The sequence below is a fragment of the Streptococcus sp. HMSC064D12 genome (genome assembly GCF_001837205.1).
GTDB classification, from domain to species: domain Bacteria; phylum Bacillota; class Bacilli; order Lactobacillales; family Streptococcaceae; genus Streptococcus; species Streptococcus salivarius_D.
On the sequence record NZ_KV831722.1, the window covers coordinates 1 to 15,519 of the forward strand.

Here is a 15,519-nt window from a genome sequence, read left to right on the forward strand (position 1 = left end):
GGTATCATATCATTCTCACGGGTGGTTTTGACTGTTTTTATCAGTTTTATAGTGACATAAATGTCGCTATTTTATTTCTTATCTATCTCTTATAATAGGTTTCGTAATTAATTTAATTACAAAAATTATATCTATTAATAGGAGGTTGAATGGAACAAGAAATTTTTGTTCACGCATATGAAGTTGTAAGGCCGATTGTACTTAAGGCTAGTAGACAATATTTCATCCAACTTTGGGACCAAGCTGATATGGAGCAAGAGGCTATGATGACGCTTTATCAGCTTTTAGAAAAGTTTCCTGAATTAAAGTCTGATGATGATAAGCTACGGCGTTATTTTAAAACGAAATTTAGGAATAGACTTAATGATGAGGTTAGAAGGCAGGAGTCTGTAAAACGACAAGCTAATCGACAATGTTATATCGAAATTTCAGATATTGCTTTTTGTCTTCCGAATAAAGAGTTAGATGCTGTTGATAGGCTTGTTTATGATGAGCAGCTTAATGCTTTCCGTAATCAGTTGTCTTCGGAAGATGCTACTAAGTTAGACCGTTTGCTAGCTGGGGAGTGTTTTAGAGGTCGAAAAAAGATGATTCGAGAGTTAAAAGTTTGGATGGTTGATTTTGATCCTTACAATGAAGATGATTAATTCTCGATATAGAACTGGACTAGTATTATTGTGTATAAGTCATAGAAAAAACACTTCGAAAGTAGATTCATCTTATCTATCTTTTGAAGTGTTTTTAATGTAATGAATTTATTTTACTGCTATAGGGTTTCCAATAAATCTTGGAAGTTCAATATTTTCTTTGATTAGGGCTTCTTGGTAAAGTTTCAAGAAGTCTGCATAGATATGAGTTTGTTGTCCATTTTTTGTAAAGATGTCAATGCGAAATACTAGTTGTCCGGAAGGAGTTGTGCTTAATCCAATGATATTTGGTGCTCCACAGATTTGAGGATAGTTTTCAATGTTTTCTTGATTTACTTCTTGGATGATGCTTGTCACCTTATTGATATCGGTTGATGGATAGACTGGGATATCAATTTGAGCTCTCATGTCTCCTCGAGATTTGTTGGATACAATTGTGATATTTCTGTTAGGTATAAAATGAAGAGTCCCATCAAATCCTCGAATTTGAGTAGTGCGAATACCTACGGTTGAAACAAGACCTGTAACGGCTCCTACTTCAACTGAGTCGCCGACTTCAAACTGGTTTTCTAATAAGATGAAAAAACCATTAACGACATCTGATAGGAAGCCTTGAGCTCCTAGACCAAGAGCAACTCCAGCAAGTCCTGCACCAGCAAGGAGGCTAGATACTGGAACCCCAAGGATACTAAGAAGCCAGTAAACAAGGAAAAAGTATAGCACGTAGTTCATGCAATTGTGTAGTAAACGTTCAATGGTTTTTTGTCGAGCAGGTGTTTGAATTGTCCAAGCTAGAGAGCGTCCGACTGTATGTTTAAAAAGGAAGTTGATAATCTTCTTACTAAGAAGAAAGATGATGAGAAGAATGAGGAGCTTAATCCCTTTTGTAATGAGTACCATTAGGGTCTCTTCAAAATTAAATTGTTGGATGTATCTTTGTAAAATATTCATAGCTTTAGTTTATCAAAAATTTGAAAAAGTAGCAGTTCCTAACGATTTTCTTGTGATTAAATTGGAGAAAAAAACTTTTAAAAGGCTTTGAAATATGGTAAACTAAACTGTATCTATAAAAAATTTTAAGGAGAATGACTACATGTCTGTATCATTTGAAAACACAGCCACTAACCGTGGTGTGGTGACATTCACTATCGGTCAAGATAAAATTCAACCAGCTTTGGATCAAGCGTTTAACAAGGTTAAAAAGAATTTGAACGCTCCAGGCTTCCGTAAAGGACACATGCCTCGTGCCGTATTTAACCAAAAATTTGGTGAAGAAGCTCTTTACGATGATGCTTTGAATGCAATTCTTCCAGCAGCTTATGAAGCAGCGATTGCTGAACTTGGTCTTGATGTTGTTGCACAACCAAAAATTGATGTAAAATCAATTGAAAAAGGTCAAGATTGGACACTTACTGCAGAAGTTGTTACAAAACCTGAAGTAAAACTTGGTGCATATAAAGATCTTGAAGTTTCAGTTGAAGCTTCTAAAGAAGTTACTGATGAAGAAGTTGATGCTAAGCTTGAAAACGAACGCAAAAACTTGGCTGAATTGGTCGTTAAAGAAGGTGCAGCTGAAAATGGCGACACTGTTGTTATCGACTTTGTTGGTTCAGTAGATGGTGTTGAATTCGACGGTGGTAAAGGTGAAAACCACTCTCTTGAACTTGGTTCAGGTCAATTTATCCCAGGATTCGAAGACCAATTGGTTGGAGCAAAAGCTGGTGATGAAGTAGAAGTTAAAGTAACTTTCCCAGAAGACTATCAAGCTACTGATCTTGCAGGTAAAGCTGCTGTATTTGTTACTAAAGTTAACGAAGTTAAAGCTAAAGAAGTTCCTGCTTTGGATGATGAGTTGGCTAAAGATCTTGACGATGAAGTTGAAACTCTTGATGAGTTGAAAGCTAAATACCGTAAAGAACTTGAAGCAGCTAAAGAAATCGCATATGATGACGCTGTTGAAGGTGCTGCACTTGATTTGGCTGTTGAAAACGCTGAAATCGTTGAATTGCCAGCAGAAATGGTTGAAGACGAAGTTCACCGTGCTATGAACGAATTCATGGGTAACATGCAACGTCAAGGTATCTCTCCTGAAATGTACTTCCAAATCACTGGTACAACTCAAGAAGATCTTCACAAACAATATGAAGCTGACGCTGACAAACGTGTGAAAACTAACCTTGTTATCGAAGCTGTTGCTGCTGCTGAAGGATTCGACGCTACAGAAGAAGAAATCCAAAAAGAAATCAATGATCTTGCAGCTGAGTACAACATGGAAGTATCACAAGTTTCTGCACTTCTTTCACCTGGAATGCTTAAACACGATATCACTATGAAGAAAGCTGTTGAAGTTATCACAAGCACAGCAAAAGTTAAATAATATGACTAAAATCAAGTTTCTGTTGAGACTTGATTTTTTCTTCTATAAATGCTTTGACTATTGACTCTTTTTAGCGTAAAATAAAAGGTAGCGAAAAATTGATTGCTGAGCTATTTCTGATGGAAACTAGCTTGAGTAAGAATGAAGGAGAACCACTTTGGAACTAGACGTATTTGCTGGACAAGAAAAAAGTGAATTATCAATGATTGAAGTGGCCCGTGCTATCTTAGAAACACGTGGTCGTGATAATGAAATGTATTTCAATGATTTGGTCAATGAAATTCAAAATTACTTAGAAAAATCGGATGCTGATATCCGCAATGCTTTGCCATTCTTTTATTCAGATTTGAATACGGATGGAAGTTTCATTCCACTAGGTGATAACAAATGGGGCTTGCGTTCATGGTATGCAATTGATGAAATCGATGAAGAAGTCATCACATTGGAAGATACTGATGAAAATGCACCAAAACGTAAGAACAAGAAAGTTAATGCCTTCATGGATGGTGATGAAGATGCCATCGATTATAATGACGATGATCCAGAAGATGAAAACTTCACACCTGATTCTGATAGTCTTGAATATGACGACGATAGCGAAGATGATGAGAAAGCCGAAGTGGAATCTTATGACTCTGAGTTGAATGAAATTATTCCAGATGATGATTTGGATGATGTTGAGTTGTCAGAAGAAGATGATGACGATGACTATGAGGATGAGTCAAACGACTAAGTTTTCATTGACAAATGGTCTTGGATAGTTTAGACTATTTATCGGGCACCTCTTTTGAAGAGGTCATGATTAAGGCTCCCAGAGTGAAACTCTTGGGGGTCATTTTTGTTTTTAGTCATTTACTGGACTTGTCTAAGGTGAGGTACTTTGTACTGCTCCGATCAGGTACTAGGAAAGGGCTGTCGTGATTATCTGAGTGGGTAATCAATCTACTATCTGTAGTTGTTTTGAATAATATTATAAGGAGTTAACATGACAAAATATATTTTCGTCACTGGTGGTGTGGTATCTTCAATTGGTAAAGGGATTGTAGCTGCAAGTCTTGGACGTTTGCTTAAGAATCGTGGTCTTAAGGTTACGATTCAAAAATTCGATCCTTACATCAATATTGACCCAGGGACAATGAGTCCTTACCAACACGGTGAAGTTTATGTGACTGATGATGGTGCTGAAACTGACCTTGACCTTGGTCACTACGAGCGTTTTATTGATATCAATCTTAATAAATACTCTAACGTGACTACTGGTAAGATTTATAGCGAAGTTTTGCGTAAGGAACGTAAAGGGGAGTATCTTGGTGCGACTGTTCAGGTGATTCCGCATATCACCGATGCTTTGAAAGACAAGATTAAGCGTGCAGCGACAACGACTGATTCAGATGTCATTATCACTGAAGTTGGTGGTACGGTTGGGGATATTGAAAGTCTCCCATTCCTTGAAGCACTTCGTCAAATGAAGGCTGATGTTGGTTCTGACAACGTTATGTATATCCACACAACGCTTCTTCCTTATTTGAAGGCTGCTGGTGAAATGAAGACAAAACCAACGCAACACTCTGTTAAGGAATTGCGTGGTTTGGGTATCCAACCAAATATGTTGGTTATTCGTACAGAACAACCTGCTGGTCAAGGAATCAAGAATAAATTGGCTCAGTTCTGTGATGTTGCACCTGAGGCTGTTATCGAGTCACTCGACGTGGAACATATCTATCAAGTGCCACTTAATATGCAGGCTCAAGGTATGGATCAAATCGTTTGTGATCATTTGAAACTGGATGCTCCAGCTGCAGATATGACAGAATGGTCTGCTATGGTTGATAAGGTGCTTAATCTTAAGAAAACAACTAAGATTGCCCTTGTTGGTAAGTATGTGGAGCTTCACGATGCTTACTTGTCAGTGGTTGAGGCACTTAAACACTCTGGTTTGGCAAATGATACTGCCATTGATATTGACTGGGTCAATGCTAATGATTTGACTGCCGAAAATGTTGCTTCTCGTTTGGTTGATGCTGATGGGATCATCGTGCCTGGTGGTTTCGGTCAACGTGGTACTGAAGGAAAGATTCAAGCTATTCGTTATGCGCGTGAAAATGATGTGCCAATGTTGGGTGTCTGTCTTGGTATGCAATTGACATGTATTGAGTTTGCTCGTCATGTCCTTAACTTGGATGGCGCTAATTCAGCTGAGCTTGATCCAAACACAAAATATCCAATTATCGATATTATGCGTGATCAAATTGACATTGAAGATATGGGTGGTACTCTTCGTCTCGGTCTTTACCCATGTAAGTTGAAACCAGGTTCTAAGGCTGCTGCCGCTTATGGCAACCAAGAAGTTGTTCAACGTCGTCACCGTCACCGTTATGAGTTTAATACTAAGTTCCGTGAACAGTTTGAGGCTGAGGGCTTTGTATTCTCAGGTGTGTCACCAGATAATCGTTTGATGGAGGTTGTAGAACTCCCAGACAAGAAATTCTTTGTGGCAGCGCAATACCACCCAGAATACCATAGCCGTCCAAACCATGCTGAAGAACTTTACACTGCCTTTGTGACAGCAGCGGTTGAAAAGGCTAAATAATAAACTAGGACAGAGTGGGACAGCCTACTCTGTTTTTTATTGGCTCCTTTTATGCTAAAATAAAGGGAATAATAAGAAAGAACGAGGAAAACAAATGGCTAAATTCGGCTTTTTGTCAGTATTAGAAGAAGAATTGGATAAGCACCTGGACTATGATTTCGCGATGGACTGGGATAAAAAGAATCACGCTGTAGAAGTAACGTTTATCCTAGAAGCGCAAAACAGTAGCAATGTGGAGACTATTGATGATAAGGGTGAAGTGTCTGATGAAGATGTTATTTTTGAAGACTACGTGCTCTTTTACAATCCAGCAAAATCACGTTTTGATGAAGAAGACTACCTAGTGACAATCCCATATGAACCTAAGAAAGGTCTATCTCGTGAGTTTTTGGCCTATTTTGCGGAGACCCTAAATGAGGTGGCGGCAGAAGGATTGAGTGACTTGATGGATTTTCTATCTGATGATGGACCTGAGGAATTTGGTTTGGTTTGGGACAAAGATGCTTTTGAAAAAGGGAAAGCTCAACTTGAAGAGAAGGAATTTTTTGCTTATCCAAGGTATTAAAGGGAGCGAAAAAGGATGGATGCTTATTTAAAAGATCAGTTTGATTTTACAGGTGTTAAGGCTGCCTTACTCGTAGAGCAAAGTATTTTGGTCATTCTCAGAGATAATAAACCAGATATTCCTTGGCCAAATACATGGGAATTGCCAGGTGGTGGAAGAGAAGGTCAAGAAACGCCTCTTGAATGTCTTCAACGTGAGGTCTGGGAGGAGCTGGGCTTGACTTTGACAGAGGAATCGATTATTTGGTCGAAAATCTATCCTAGTATGTTGGATAAAGATAGGTCAGCTGTCTTTGTGGTTGGCCGAATTAGCCAAGAGCAGTATCGTGAGATTCGTTTTGGTGACGAGGGGCAGGAATTTAAACTAATGCCTGTAGAGGATTTTATAAAAGCAGAAGGTGTCATTCCCCAGTTGCAGGAACGAGTACGTGATTATGTGGAGAAGAAATGATGATAACACTTGAGAGAGTCAGAGCAGAAGATTTAGAAACGATTATTGCCATTCAAAGAGCCAGTTTTAAGGCAGTCTATGACAAATACCAAGATGAATATGATCCCTATCTAGAGGATCGCGAACGAATCAAGTGGAAACTGGTAGAGCGTCCCAATAGCTATTACTACTTTGTGAAAGACAACGAAGAGAAGATCGGATTTTTACGAGTTCAGACCAATGAAGAATTAACGGAAGCTTGGTTGGGAACGGCAGCGATTTTGCCCCAGTATCAAGGGAAAGGTTATGGTTCTGAGGGTCTGAGATTGCTAGAAATGGAATTTCCAACTGTCACACAATGGGATTTGTGTACGGTGTTACAGGATGCAGGCATGGTCACATTCTACGAGAAAAACGGCTATCGTCAGACCCATATCGAACCTGAAAAAGAAGGTATGGATATGGTCTACATGAAAAAAATGATAGAGAAATAGAAAGGAAGGTTCAGTTCTTCGACTGAATCTCTTATATAGGTTGATAAAATATATGGACAAATGGCAAGAACTAACGATTGAGGTTAATCGTGAGGTCGAAGAGGCGGCTTCTAATATTTTAATTGAATCTGGTAGTCAAGGTGTGGCTATTGATGATAGTGCAGATTATTTGGAAAATGCGGACCGTTTTGGTGAGCTTTATCCTGAGGTTGAACAGGTTGAGACGGTTAAAATTACGGCTTATTATCCGGAGTCAGCAGATATCAAAGCTATTACTAAGCAGGTTAATGAGCGTTTGGCTGAGTTGACGGATTTTGGTCTTGAAACTGGAGATATTCACTTGGCTACTCAAGAATTGGTTGAAGAAGACTGGGCTGAGAATTGGAAGAAGTACTATGAACCAGCTCGCATTACCCACGATTTGACTATCGTACCGTCATGGACGGATTATGAGGCATCAGTAGGTGAGAAGATTATCAAGCTAGATCCTGGTATGGCCTTTGGAACCGGAACACACCCGACAACTAAGATGAGTCTTTTTGCACTCGAACAGGTGCTTCGTGGTGGCGAGACGGTGATTGATGTGGGAACTGGTTCGGGTGTCCTCTCGATTGCTAGCTCTCTTCTTGGAGCTAAGGAAATCTATGCCTATGACCTTGACGATGTGGCGGTTCGAGTGGCACAGGAAAACATTGATATGAATCCTGGCATGGAAAATATCCACGTTGCTGCAGGTGACCTTTTGAAGGGTGTAACTCAAGAAGCTGATGTTATCGTGGCTAATATTTTGGCGGATATTCTCATCCATCTGACGGAAGATGCCTACCGTTTGGTTAAGGATGAAGGTTATTTGATTATGTCAGGGATTATCTCTGAAAAATGGGATATGGTGCGTGAATCGGCTGAGAAAGCTGGTTTCTTCCTAGAAACTCACATGGTTCAGGGAGAGTGGAATGCTTGTGTCTTCAAGAAGACAGATGATATTTCAGGTGTGATTGGAGGCTAAATGCAACAGTATTTTATAAAGGGGCAGGTTGAAAATCCAGTAACCATCAAAGACAAGGATACTGTAAAGCATATGTTTAACGTTATGCGTTTAACAGAGGATGATCAGGTTGTCTTGGTTTTTGAAGACGGTATCAAGCGTCTTGCGCGTGTGACTGACCGTGAGAATCGTGTCTTTGAAGTGATTGAAGACTTAAATGATAATGTTGAGATGCCTGTATCTGTAACTATTGCCTCTGGCTTTCCCAAGGGAGATAAGCTGGATCTGGTGACACAAAAGGCAACAGAGCTTGGAGCTCAGGCTATCTGGGCCTTCCCTGCCGACTGGTCTGTTGTCAAGTGGGATGGTAAGAAGCTTGCCAAGAAGGAAGATAAGCTTGCCAAGATTGCTCTGGGAGCTGCAGAACAATCCAAGCGTAATCGTGTTCCAAAAGTTAGATTGTTCGAGAAGAAGGGAGAATTTCTATCAGAATTAGATAATTTTGATAAGATTTTTATCGCCTATGAGGAAACAGCCAAAGCAGGCGAGTTGGCTACTCTAGCTCGTGAGTTGGTTCAGGTAGAGAATGGTCAGAAAATTCTCTTTATCTTTGGACCAGAAGGTGGTATTTCTCCGTCTGAGATTGATGCATTTGAAGAAGCTGGTGGCCTTAAAATTGGCCTTGGACCGCGTATTATGCGGACGGAAACGGCTCCTCTCTACGCTTTGAGTAGTGTCAGTTATGCCCTAGAGTTGAATAAATAAGAGAAAGTTGGCCTTGTTCCAACTTTTTCGTATTTGACACTTTTAAGCTAAGATTGAATCTTGTCATTGGTTTTGTATGACGAATAGAGCATTTCTAAAAAAGTTGATAATCTTATTTAGGTTTAATATAATTGTATTATCTTTATAAAAGGGGAAGATTTTTAATGAAAACGAATCGTTATGTGACTCAATCCGCTGTGGTTTTGGGCCTCTTTGCTCTCTTGACTGTGCCACAAGTCGTAGGGCAAGCCGATGAAGCAATGGCACCTGTACCCACTACTTCAACTGAAACTGTGACAGATAGTGGGACTGCTGCCGTATCAGGACAAGGAACTTCTGGGACAGCTGTTCAAGGAGGAACAGAGACTGTCTCTGCTACACCAACAACAGTAGCGACAAATGCGTCTACAGAGCCATCAGCTAATACCTCAACGGCTCAAGCAAGTCAAGAAGCCAGTGCTGTTTTGACGAATGCCAATCAAGTGACACCAGCAGTGCCAGTACAGGCTGAAACTGTTACAGAGCCTGCTCATGAGGGGCAGACCGTTGATATGCAGATTTTGTCAACAACAGACCTTCATACCAACTTGGTTAACTATGATTATTATCAAGATAAGCCGTCTCAAACAGTTGGTTTGTCTAAAACTGCTGTCCTTATCAAAAAAGCCCGTGAAACTAATCCAAATACGGTCTTAGTAGACAGTGGGGATACGATTCAGGGGACTCCTTTTGGGACTTATAAGGCCTTGATTGATCCTGTTGCCCAAGGTGAGACTCACCCTATGTACAAGGCTTTCGAGATGCTTGGTTATGATGCCGAAACGCTTGGAAACCACGAGTTTAACTATGGTCTAGAATTTTTGGATCGTATGGTTAAGGCTGCTAAGATTAACATTATCAATGCCAATGTGCGTAATGCTCAGACTGGTGATTACTATTACAATCCTTATAAGATTGTTAACAAGACCTTTACCGATACGGACGGCAAACAGGTAACGCTAAAAATCGGTATTACTGGTGTCCTTCCAACACAAATTTTGGTTTGGGATAAGGCCAACCTTGAAGGTAAGGTAACCGTTGATGATCCAATGGAGGCTGTTAAGGCTATCGTTCCTAAGATGAAGGCTGCAGGAGCTGACTATATCCTTGTTGCTGCTCACTCTGGTATTGGTGACAATGAATATACCAAGAATGAGGAAAATGAGGGTTACCAAATTGCTGGTATCGAAGGCGTTGATGCTGTTGCGACAGGGCATTCTCACGCTGATTTCCCAAATGGAGATGGCACAAGTTTTTATGCGAAATACCCTGGTGTAGATGATGTCAATGGTCTCATCAATGGGAAACCTGTGGTTATGGCTGGTAAATTTGGGGATCATCTAGGTATCATGGATGTCAAATTGACTTACACGGATGGTAAATGGAAAGTCGTCAATAGTAAGGCTAAGCTTGAAAAGATTGATACTAAGTCAGATGTTGCGGACAAGGACTTAATTGACATGGCAGCTCATGACCATAATGGAACAATCAACTATGTTCGTAAGGAAGTTGGTGAGACTACAGCACCAATTACTAGCTACTTTGCTCAGGTTCAGGATGATCCATCTATTCAAATCGTTAATAATGCACAACTATGGTATGCTAAAAAACAAGTAGCGGGAACAGCAGATGAAAATCTTCCACTCCTCTCAGCAGCTGCACCTTTCAAGGCAGGGACTCGTGGGGATGCGACCTACTATACCGATATCCCAGCTGGTCCATTGGCCATTAAGAACGTCGCGGACCTCTACCTCTACGACAATGTTACTGCCCTACTCAAAGTGACTGGGGCACAAATTAAAGAATGGTTGGAAATGTCTGCAGGACAGTTCAATCAAATTGATCCTAACAGCAAAGAACCACAACAACTCATTAACAGTAGCTATCGCTCATACAATTACGATGTGATTGATGGGTTGACTTATAAGTTTGATTTGACACAACCTAACAAATACGATCGCGAAGGTAAGTTGGTTAACCCAGATGCTAGCCGTGTTCGTGACTTGGCTTATCAAGGGAAACCTATTGATTTGAATCAGACTTTCCTTGTAGTGACTAACAACTATCGTGCGACTGGGAACTTCCCTGGTGTTAAAGATGCTGCCGAAAAACGCCTCCTCAATCTTGAGAATCGTCAGGCCATCATTGATTATATCGTTAGCGAGAAGACAATTAACCCAACTGCCGATGGAAATTGGAGTTTCGTCCCTAATATTACGAATGCAGATATCCGTTTTGCCTCATCTGACAATGCGCGTGCCCACCTTGCTGGTCAGGATGCCATTAGTTATGTAGGACCATCAACACAAGCAGGATTTGCAGAGTACCGCTTGATTGTTAAGGAAAAGACAAATCAAGTTGAGGATACGACTAATAAAGAATCTGAGAAGTCACCAAAAGGTGTTGAGACAGCAGACCAAACTAAGCGTGAGACACCAAAAGCTACTGTAGTCGCCAGCATGGCTAAATCTGCTCCAGCTATCCAGTTGTCAAACGCTCAAGTTGTTATCTTGCCTCAAGCTCAAGTACAAGAAACTCAAGGTTCAAGTTCAGATAAGACCTTGCCAAACACTGGTTCAGACGAATCTGTGTCAGTAACTTTAGCTGGTCTGGTTCTTATGACCTTGGCTGGGTTCTTTGGAATTAAAAAACACGAAAAAAATTAAGCAAAGGAAAATCCTCTATCTGAACTACACCTCAAAAGTTAGACAAAAAAATCTAACTTGGGGGTGTTTTTATTATGAAATTGACTTATGAAGATAAAGTCCAAATATTTGAACTGAGAAAGCAAGGAGAAGGTTTTAAACGACTTTCAAATCAATTTGGGGTGAATGTTTCTGGTCTAAAGTACATGATGAAATTAATTGACCGTTTATGAATAGACCTTTAAGTCACCTAACCAAATGGAACAGCTTTTGTAGACTATATTAATTACTACAACATTAAACGAATTAGAGTCAAACAAAAAGGATTCAGTCCTGTACAATACAGAACTAAATCCTTTGCTTAAATTATTTGTCTAACTTTTGGGGTGCAGTACAATCAGGGCTTTTTTGCTCTAGTTTTAGCGTTGGTTAAAGTTCTTTTGTGCTTCTAGGATAACAGGTGCCAGACGTTCGATATCGGACTGTGTGCCGCGTAGCTCGAAGTCTCCCAACATTGGGAAGCCAAAACGTTGACTGTACTGTTTGGCGGTTAGGCAGTACTGGTTATTGAAGTTACGGTTACCAGAACCGATGATACCAAAGCAACGTTTGTGATTGTCATGAGCTGCGATAAAGTCACCCAGTGGATTGGTTAGGATCTCAACATCTCCATTGTCAACGCCATTTCCTCCTTCAAGGTAGGTTGGCAAGAGTGCGACAAAGGGTTCATCTACTTGGAAGGTTTCATGATTAAGCTCTTTAATATTGATTTGGCGACATTCAATCCCGTGGTTGAGGGATAGATAGTCAGACATACGTTTGACAAAGCTTTGGGTATTACCGCTTAGACTAATATAAACGAGGGTAAGTTGAGACATAAGCGTCCTCTTTCTATCAATATCTTGTGTTTGTTCAATCATTCTAACACAAGATATTGTGCTTTTCAAGTTAGCTCCTTGTGCTTAAGAATTGCCTATCTAGCTCTTTTTCTTTACTTGTAAAAGTGATAAAATAAAGGTTATTAAAAGAAGCGAAGGAAGAAATCATGGCTAAAGATAAAAATGTAACAGGAGAAGAAATTTTAGACATTTGCTCGGCCTACATGTCAGCAGATGATTTGAAATTAGTTGAAAAAGCCTGGCATTATGCAACAGATGCTCATAGTGGGCAATTTCGTCAGTCAGGAGAACCTTATATTATTCACCCTATTCAAGTGGCAGGTATCTTGGCAGATCTCCATCTTGATGCAGTGACAGTAGCCTGTGGTTTCTTACACGATGTCGTTGAAGACACCGAAAAAACGCTTGATGATTTGGAAGCGGATTTTGGTACAGATGTACGAAATATCGTGGATGGTGTTACTAAGCTTGGTAAGGTTGAGTACAAGTCCCATGAGGAGCAGTTGGCTGAAAACCACCGTAAGATGCTTATGGCCATGTCTAAGGATATCCGTGTTATCTTGGTTAAATTGGCAGACCGTTTGCACAATATGCGTACCCTTAAGCATCTTCGTAAGGATAAGCAAGAGCGCATTTCTCGCGAAACTATGGAAATCTATGCTCCTTTGGCCCACCGTCTGGGTATTAGTCGTATCAAATGGGAATTGGAAGACATGTCCTTCCGTTACCTTAATGAGGTGGAATTTTACAAGATTTCTCACATGATGAAGGAAAAACGTCGTGAGCGTGAGGAACTCGTGGACGAGATTGTCGATAAAATTAAGACTTATACGGCTGAACAAGGACTTGTTGGTGATGTTTATGGTCGTCCAAAACATATCTACTCTATTTATCGTAAGATGCGCGACAAGAAAAAGCGCTTTGATCAAATCTATGATTTGATTGCCATCCGTTGTGTTATGGAGACGCATAGTGATGTTTACGCCATGTTGGGATACATCCATGAACTCTGGCGTCCGATGCCTGGCCGTTTTAAAGACTATATTGCCAATCCTAAATCCAATGGTTACCAGTCTATCCATACAACGGTTTATGGCCCAAAAGGACCTATTGAAATCCAAATCCGTACCAAGGAAATGCACCAAGTTGCCGAATACGGGGTTGCAGCTCACTGGGCTTACAAGAAAGGTATCAAGGGCAAGGTAGATTCGAAAGAGTCTGCTTTGGGAATGAACTGGATTAAAGATCTTGTTGAACTTCAAGACGCCTCAAATGGTGATGCTATGGGGTTTGTTGACTCTGTTAAAGAGGATATCTTCTCAGAGCGTATTTATGTCTTTACGCCAAATGGTGCTGTTCAGGAACTGCCTAAAGATTCAGGACCTATTGACTTTGCCTATGCCATCCATACCCAAGTTGGTGAGAAGGCCACAGGTGCTAAGGTTAATGGCCGTATGGTGCCCTTGACAGCCAAACTCAAGACAGGTGATGTGGTTGAGATTGTTACCAATGCCAATTCCTTTGGCCCTAGCCGTGACTGGATTAAGATGGTTAAGACCACCAAGGCCAGAAATAAAATTCGTCAATTCTTTAAAAATCAGGACAAGGAAGCCTCTATCACCAAGGGTCGTGAGCTTTTGATTGCCTACTTCCAAGAGCATGGTTATGTTGCCAATAAGTACCTAGACAAGAAACATATTGAGGAAATTCTCCCCCGTATGAGTGTGCGTAGTGAAGAAGCTCTCTATGCCGCTGTTGGTTTTGGTGAAATTAGTGCTGCTGCTGTTTTCAATCGTTTGACAGAAAAAGAACGCCGTGAGGAAGAGCGTGCGAAGGCAAAAGCTGAAGCTGAAGAGCTAATGAACGGTGGCGAAGTTAAGACTGAGAAGAAAGAAGTTCTCAAGGTTAAGAGTGAAAATGGCGTCATCATTCAAGGTGCCTCAGGTCTCCTCATGCGTATCGCTAAGTGCTGTAATCCAGTACCTGGAGATGAGATTGAAGGTTATATCACCAAGGGCCGTGGAATTGCTATTCATCGTTCCGATTGTAATAATATCAAGAGTCAAGAAGGTTATGAACAACGTTTAATCGAAGTGGAGTGGGATGAACGTAATGCCAATAAATCTTATTTGGCAGAGATTGACATCTATGGCCTTAACCGTTCTGGTCTGTTGAATGATGTTCTTCAAATCTTGTCAAATACGACTAAGAGCATTGCTACGGTCAATGCACAACCGACTAAGGACATGAAGTTTGCCAATATTCACGTTAGCTTTGAAATTGCAAACCTTATTGAATTGACTGGTCTTGTGGATAAGATTAAAATTATTCCTGACGTTTACAGTGTTAAACGTACGAATGGGTAAGGAGTTACTGCGATGAAGATTGTAATTCAGCGCGTGCAAAGTGCCTCTGTGGTTATTGAGGATTGTACGGTTGGCGCTATTAAGCAGGGACTCTTACTTTTGGTCGGAGTTGGTCCCGAGGACACCAAAGAGGACCTAGAGTATGCAGTTCGTAAGATTGTCAATATGCGCATTTTTTCAGATGAAGATGGCAAGATGAATCTTTCTGTTAAGGATGTTGGTGGCCAGATTTTGTCGATTTCTCAGTTTACGCTTTTTGCAGATACGAAAAAAGGGAATCGACCGGCATTTACAGGTGCTGCAAAGCCTGACATGGCTAGCCAGCTCTATGACGATTTCAACCAATCCTTGTCAACTCATGTTCCTGTAGAAAGAGGACGCTTTGGCGCAGATATGCAGGTTAGTTTGGTCAATGACGGACCTGTGACCATTATTTTAGATACTAAAAATCGATAAACAAACCATTTCTCACCTTGTGTGAGAGGTGGTTTTTTTTAATTCTCTCACATGAACTATTTAGGTGATGGATTTTCATTATTTAGGATTTATTTTTTCATTTTAAGTAGACTGAATCAAGTGAATATTTAATGAAATTAGAAAATGTTGCTCTCAAATTTCTGAAAAAACCTGACCATTCATGATGAAAAAATTACCGTTTACGAGGATTACCGGAAATTCCCTTGTCTTACAAAAAAGATTAAGTTAACATTAGTTTCAT

14 protein-coding genes and 1 pseudogene are annotated in these 15,519 nt (G+C 40.4%); 13 read left to right on the top strand and 2 right to left on the bottom strand.

Annotated elements, in window-relative coordinates; all coding sequences use genetic code 11:
- The first annotated feature begins 149 nt into the window (after positions 1 to 149).
- Positions 150 to 647: a sigma-70 RNA polymerase sigma factor region 4 domain-containing protein gene (locus HMPREF2697_RS00865; protein ID WP_013989953.1), complete on the top strand. Its 498-nt coding sequence runs from the start codon at positions 150 to 152 to the stop codon at positions 645 to 647.
- Positions 648 to 755: 108 nt separating this feature from the next.
- Here the strand turns inward: HMPREF2697_RS00865 and HMPREF2697_RS00870 are convergent, their stop codons facing one another.
- Positions 756 to 1,598 carry a mechanosensitive ion channel family protein gene (locus tag HMPREF2697_RS00870; protein WP_041826643.1) on the bottom strand — a complete coding sequence of 281 codons (843 nt, stop codon included), beginning with the start codon at positions 1,596 to 1,598 and terminating at the stop codon, positions 756 to 758.
- A 142-nt stretch (positions 1,599 to 1,740) separates the two neighbouring features.
- Here HMPREF2697_RS00870 and tig point away from each other — a divergent pair, with 142 nt between their 5' ends.
- The 10 genes and pseudogenes from tig to HMPREF2697_RS10040 all read left to right on the top strand — a co-directional run.
- Positions 1,741 to 3,024: a trigger factor gene (gene tig / locus HMPREF2697_RS00875; protein ID WP_070849226.1), complete on the top strand. Its 1,284-nt coding sequence runs from the start codon at positions 1,741 to 1,743 to the stop codon at positions 3,022 to 3,024.
- A gap of 157 nt (positions 3,025 to 3,181) precedes the next feature.
- Positions 3,182 to 3,757 (top strand): DNA-directed RNA polymerase subunit delta, encoded by a 576-nt coding sequence (rpoE, locus tag HMPREF2697_RS00880; RefSeq protein ID WP_002885605.1) that lies wholly within the window; start codon positions 3,182 to 3,184, stop codon positions 3,755 to 3,757.
- A gap of 252 nt (positions 3,758 to 4,009) precedes the next feature.
- Complete coding sequence (locus tag HMPREF2697_RS00885) at positions 4,010 to 5,614, top strand: CTP synthase (protein ID WP_070849229.1); 1,605 nt, start codon at positions 4,010 to 4,012, stop codon at positions 5,612 to 5,614.
- A 94-nt stretch (positions 5,615 to 5,708) separates the two neighbouring features.
- A complete protein-coding gene (locus HMPREF2697_RS00890; protein ID WP_070849232.1) occupies positions 5,709 to 6,179 on the top strand; it encodes a DUF3013 family protein in 471 nt (156 codons plus the stop codon).
- A 15-nt stretch (positions 6,180 to 6,194) separates the two neighbouring features.
- On the top strand, positions 6,195 to 6,629 hold the full coding sequence (locus HMPREF2697_RS00895) for an NUDIX hydrolase (protein ID WP_013989958.1): 435 nt from the start codon (positions 6,195 to 6,197) through the stop codon (positions 6,627 to 6,629).
- Positions 6,629 to 7,102 (top strand): GNAT family N-acetyltransferase, encoded by a 474-nt coding sequence (locus HMPREF2697_RS00900; protein WP_070579167.1) that lies wholly within the window; start codon positions 6,629 to 6,631, stop codon positions 7,100 to 7,102. The genes HMPREF2697_RS00895 and HMPREF2697_RS00900 overlap by 1 nt, the downstream gene beginning before the upstream one ends.
- A 52-nt stretch (positions 7,103 to 7,154) precedes the next feature.
- A complete protein-coding gene (gene prmA / locus HMPREF2697_RS00905) occupies positions 7,155 to 8,108 on the top strand; it encodes a 50S ribosomal protein L11 methyltransferase (RefSeq protein ID WP_070849234.1) in 954 nt (317 codons plus the stop codon).
- The gene (locus HMPREF2697_RS00910; RefSeq protein ID WP_070849237.1) at positions 8,109 to 8,852 is read left to right on the top strand and encodes a 16S rRNA (uracil(1498)-N(3))-methyltransferase; all 744 of its coding nucleotides are present in this window, start codon (positions 8,109 to 8,111) and stop codon (positions 8,850 to 8,852) included.
- A 164-nt stretch (positions 8,853 to 9,016) separates the two neighbouring features.
- Positions 9,017 to 11,557 carry a bifunctional 2',3'-cyclic-nucleotide 2'-phosphodiesterase/3'-nucleotidase gene (locus HMPREF2697_RS00915; protein WP_070849240.1) on the top strand — a complete coding sequence of 847 codons (2,541 nt, stop codon included), beginning with the start codon at positions 9,017 to 9,019 and terminating at the stop codon, positions 11,555 to 11,557.
- Between the two features lie 216 nt (positions 11,558 to 11,773).
- Positions 11,774 to 11,901 (top strand): annotated as a pseudogene (locus tag HMPREF2697_RS10040) (IS3 family transposase); the annotation flags it as partial.
- Positions 11,902 to 11,955: 54 nt separating this feature from the next.
- Here HMPREF2697_RS10040 and nrdI read toward each other — a convergent pair.
- Positions 11,956 to 12,414 (bottom strand): class Ib ribonucleoside-diphosphate reductase assembly flavoprotein NrdI, encoded by a 459-nt coding sequence (gene nrdI / locus HMPREF2697_RS00925; RefSeq protein WP_070849389.1) that lies wholly within the window; start codon positions 12,412 to 12,414, stop codon positions 11,956 to 11,958.
- A 167-nt stretch (positions 12,415 to 12,581) separates the two neighbouring features.
- Here nrdI and HMPREF2697_RS00930 point away from each other — a divergent pair, with 167 nt between their 5' ends.
- Positions 12,582 to 14,801 carry a RelA/SpoT family protein gene (locus HMPREF2697_RS00930; protein WP_002886425.1) on the top strand — a complete coding sequence of 740 codons (2,220 nt, stop codon included), beginning with the start codon at positions 12,582 to 12,584 and terminating at the stop codon, positions 14,799 to 14,801.
- Positions 14,802 to 14,813: 12 nt separating this feature from the next.
- On the top strand, positions 14,814 to 15,257 hold the full coding sequence (gene dtd / locus HMPREF2697_RS00935; protein ID WP_070849245.1) for a D-aminoacyl-tRNA deacylase: 444 nt from the start codon (positions 14,814 to 14,816) through the stop codon (positions 15,255 to 15,257).
- Positions 15,258 to 15,519 lie beyond the last annotated feature (262 nt).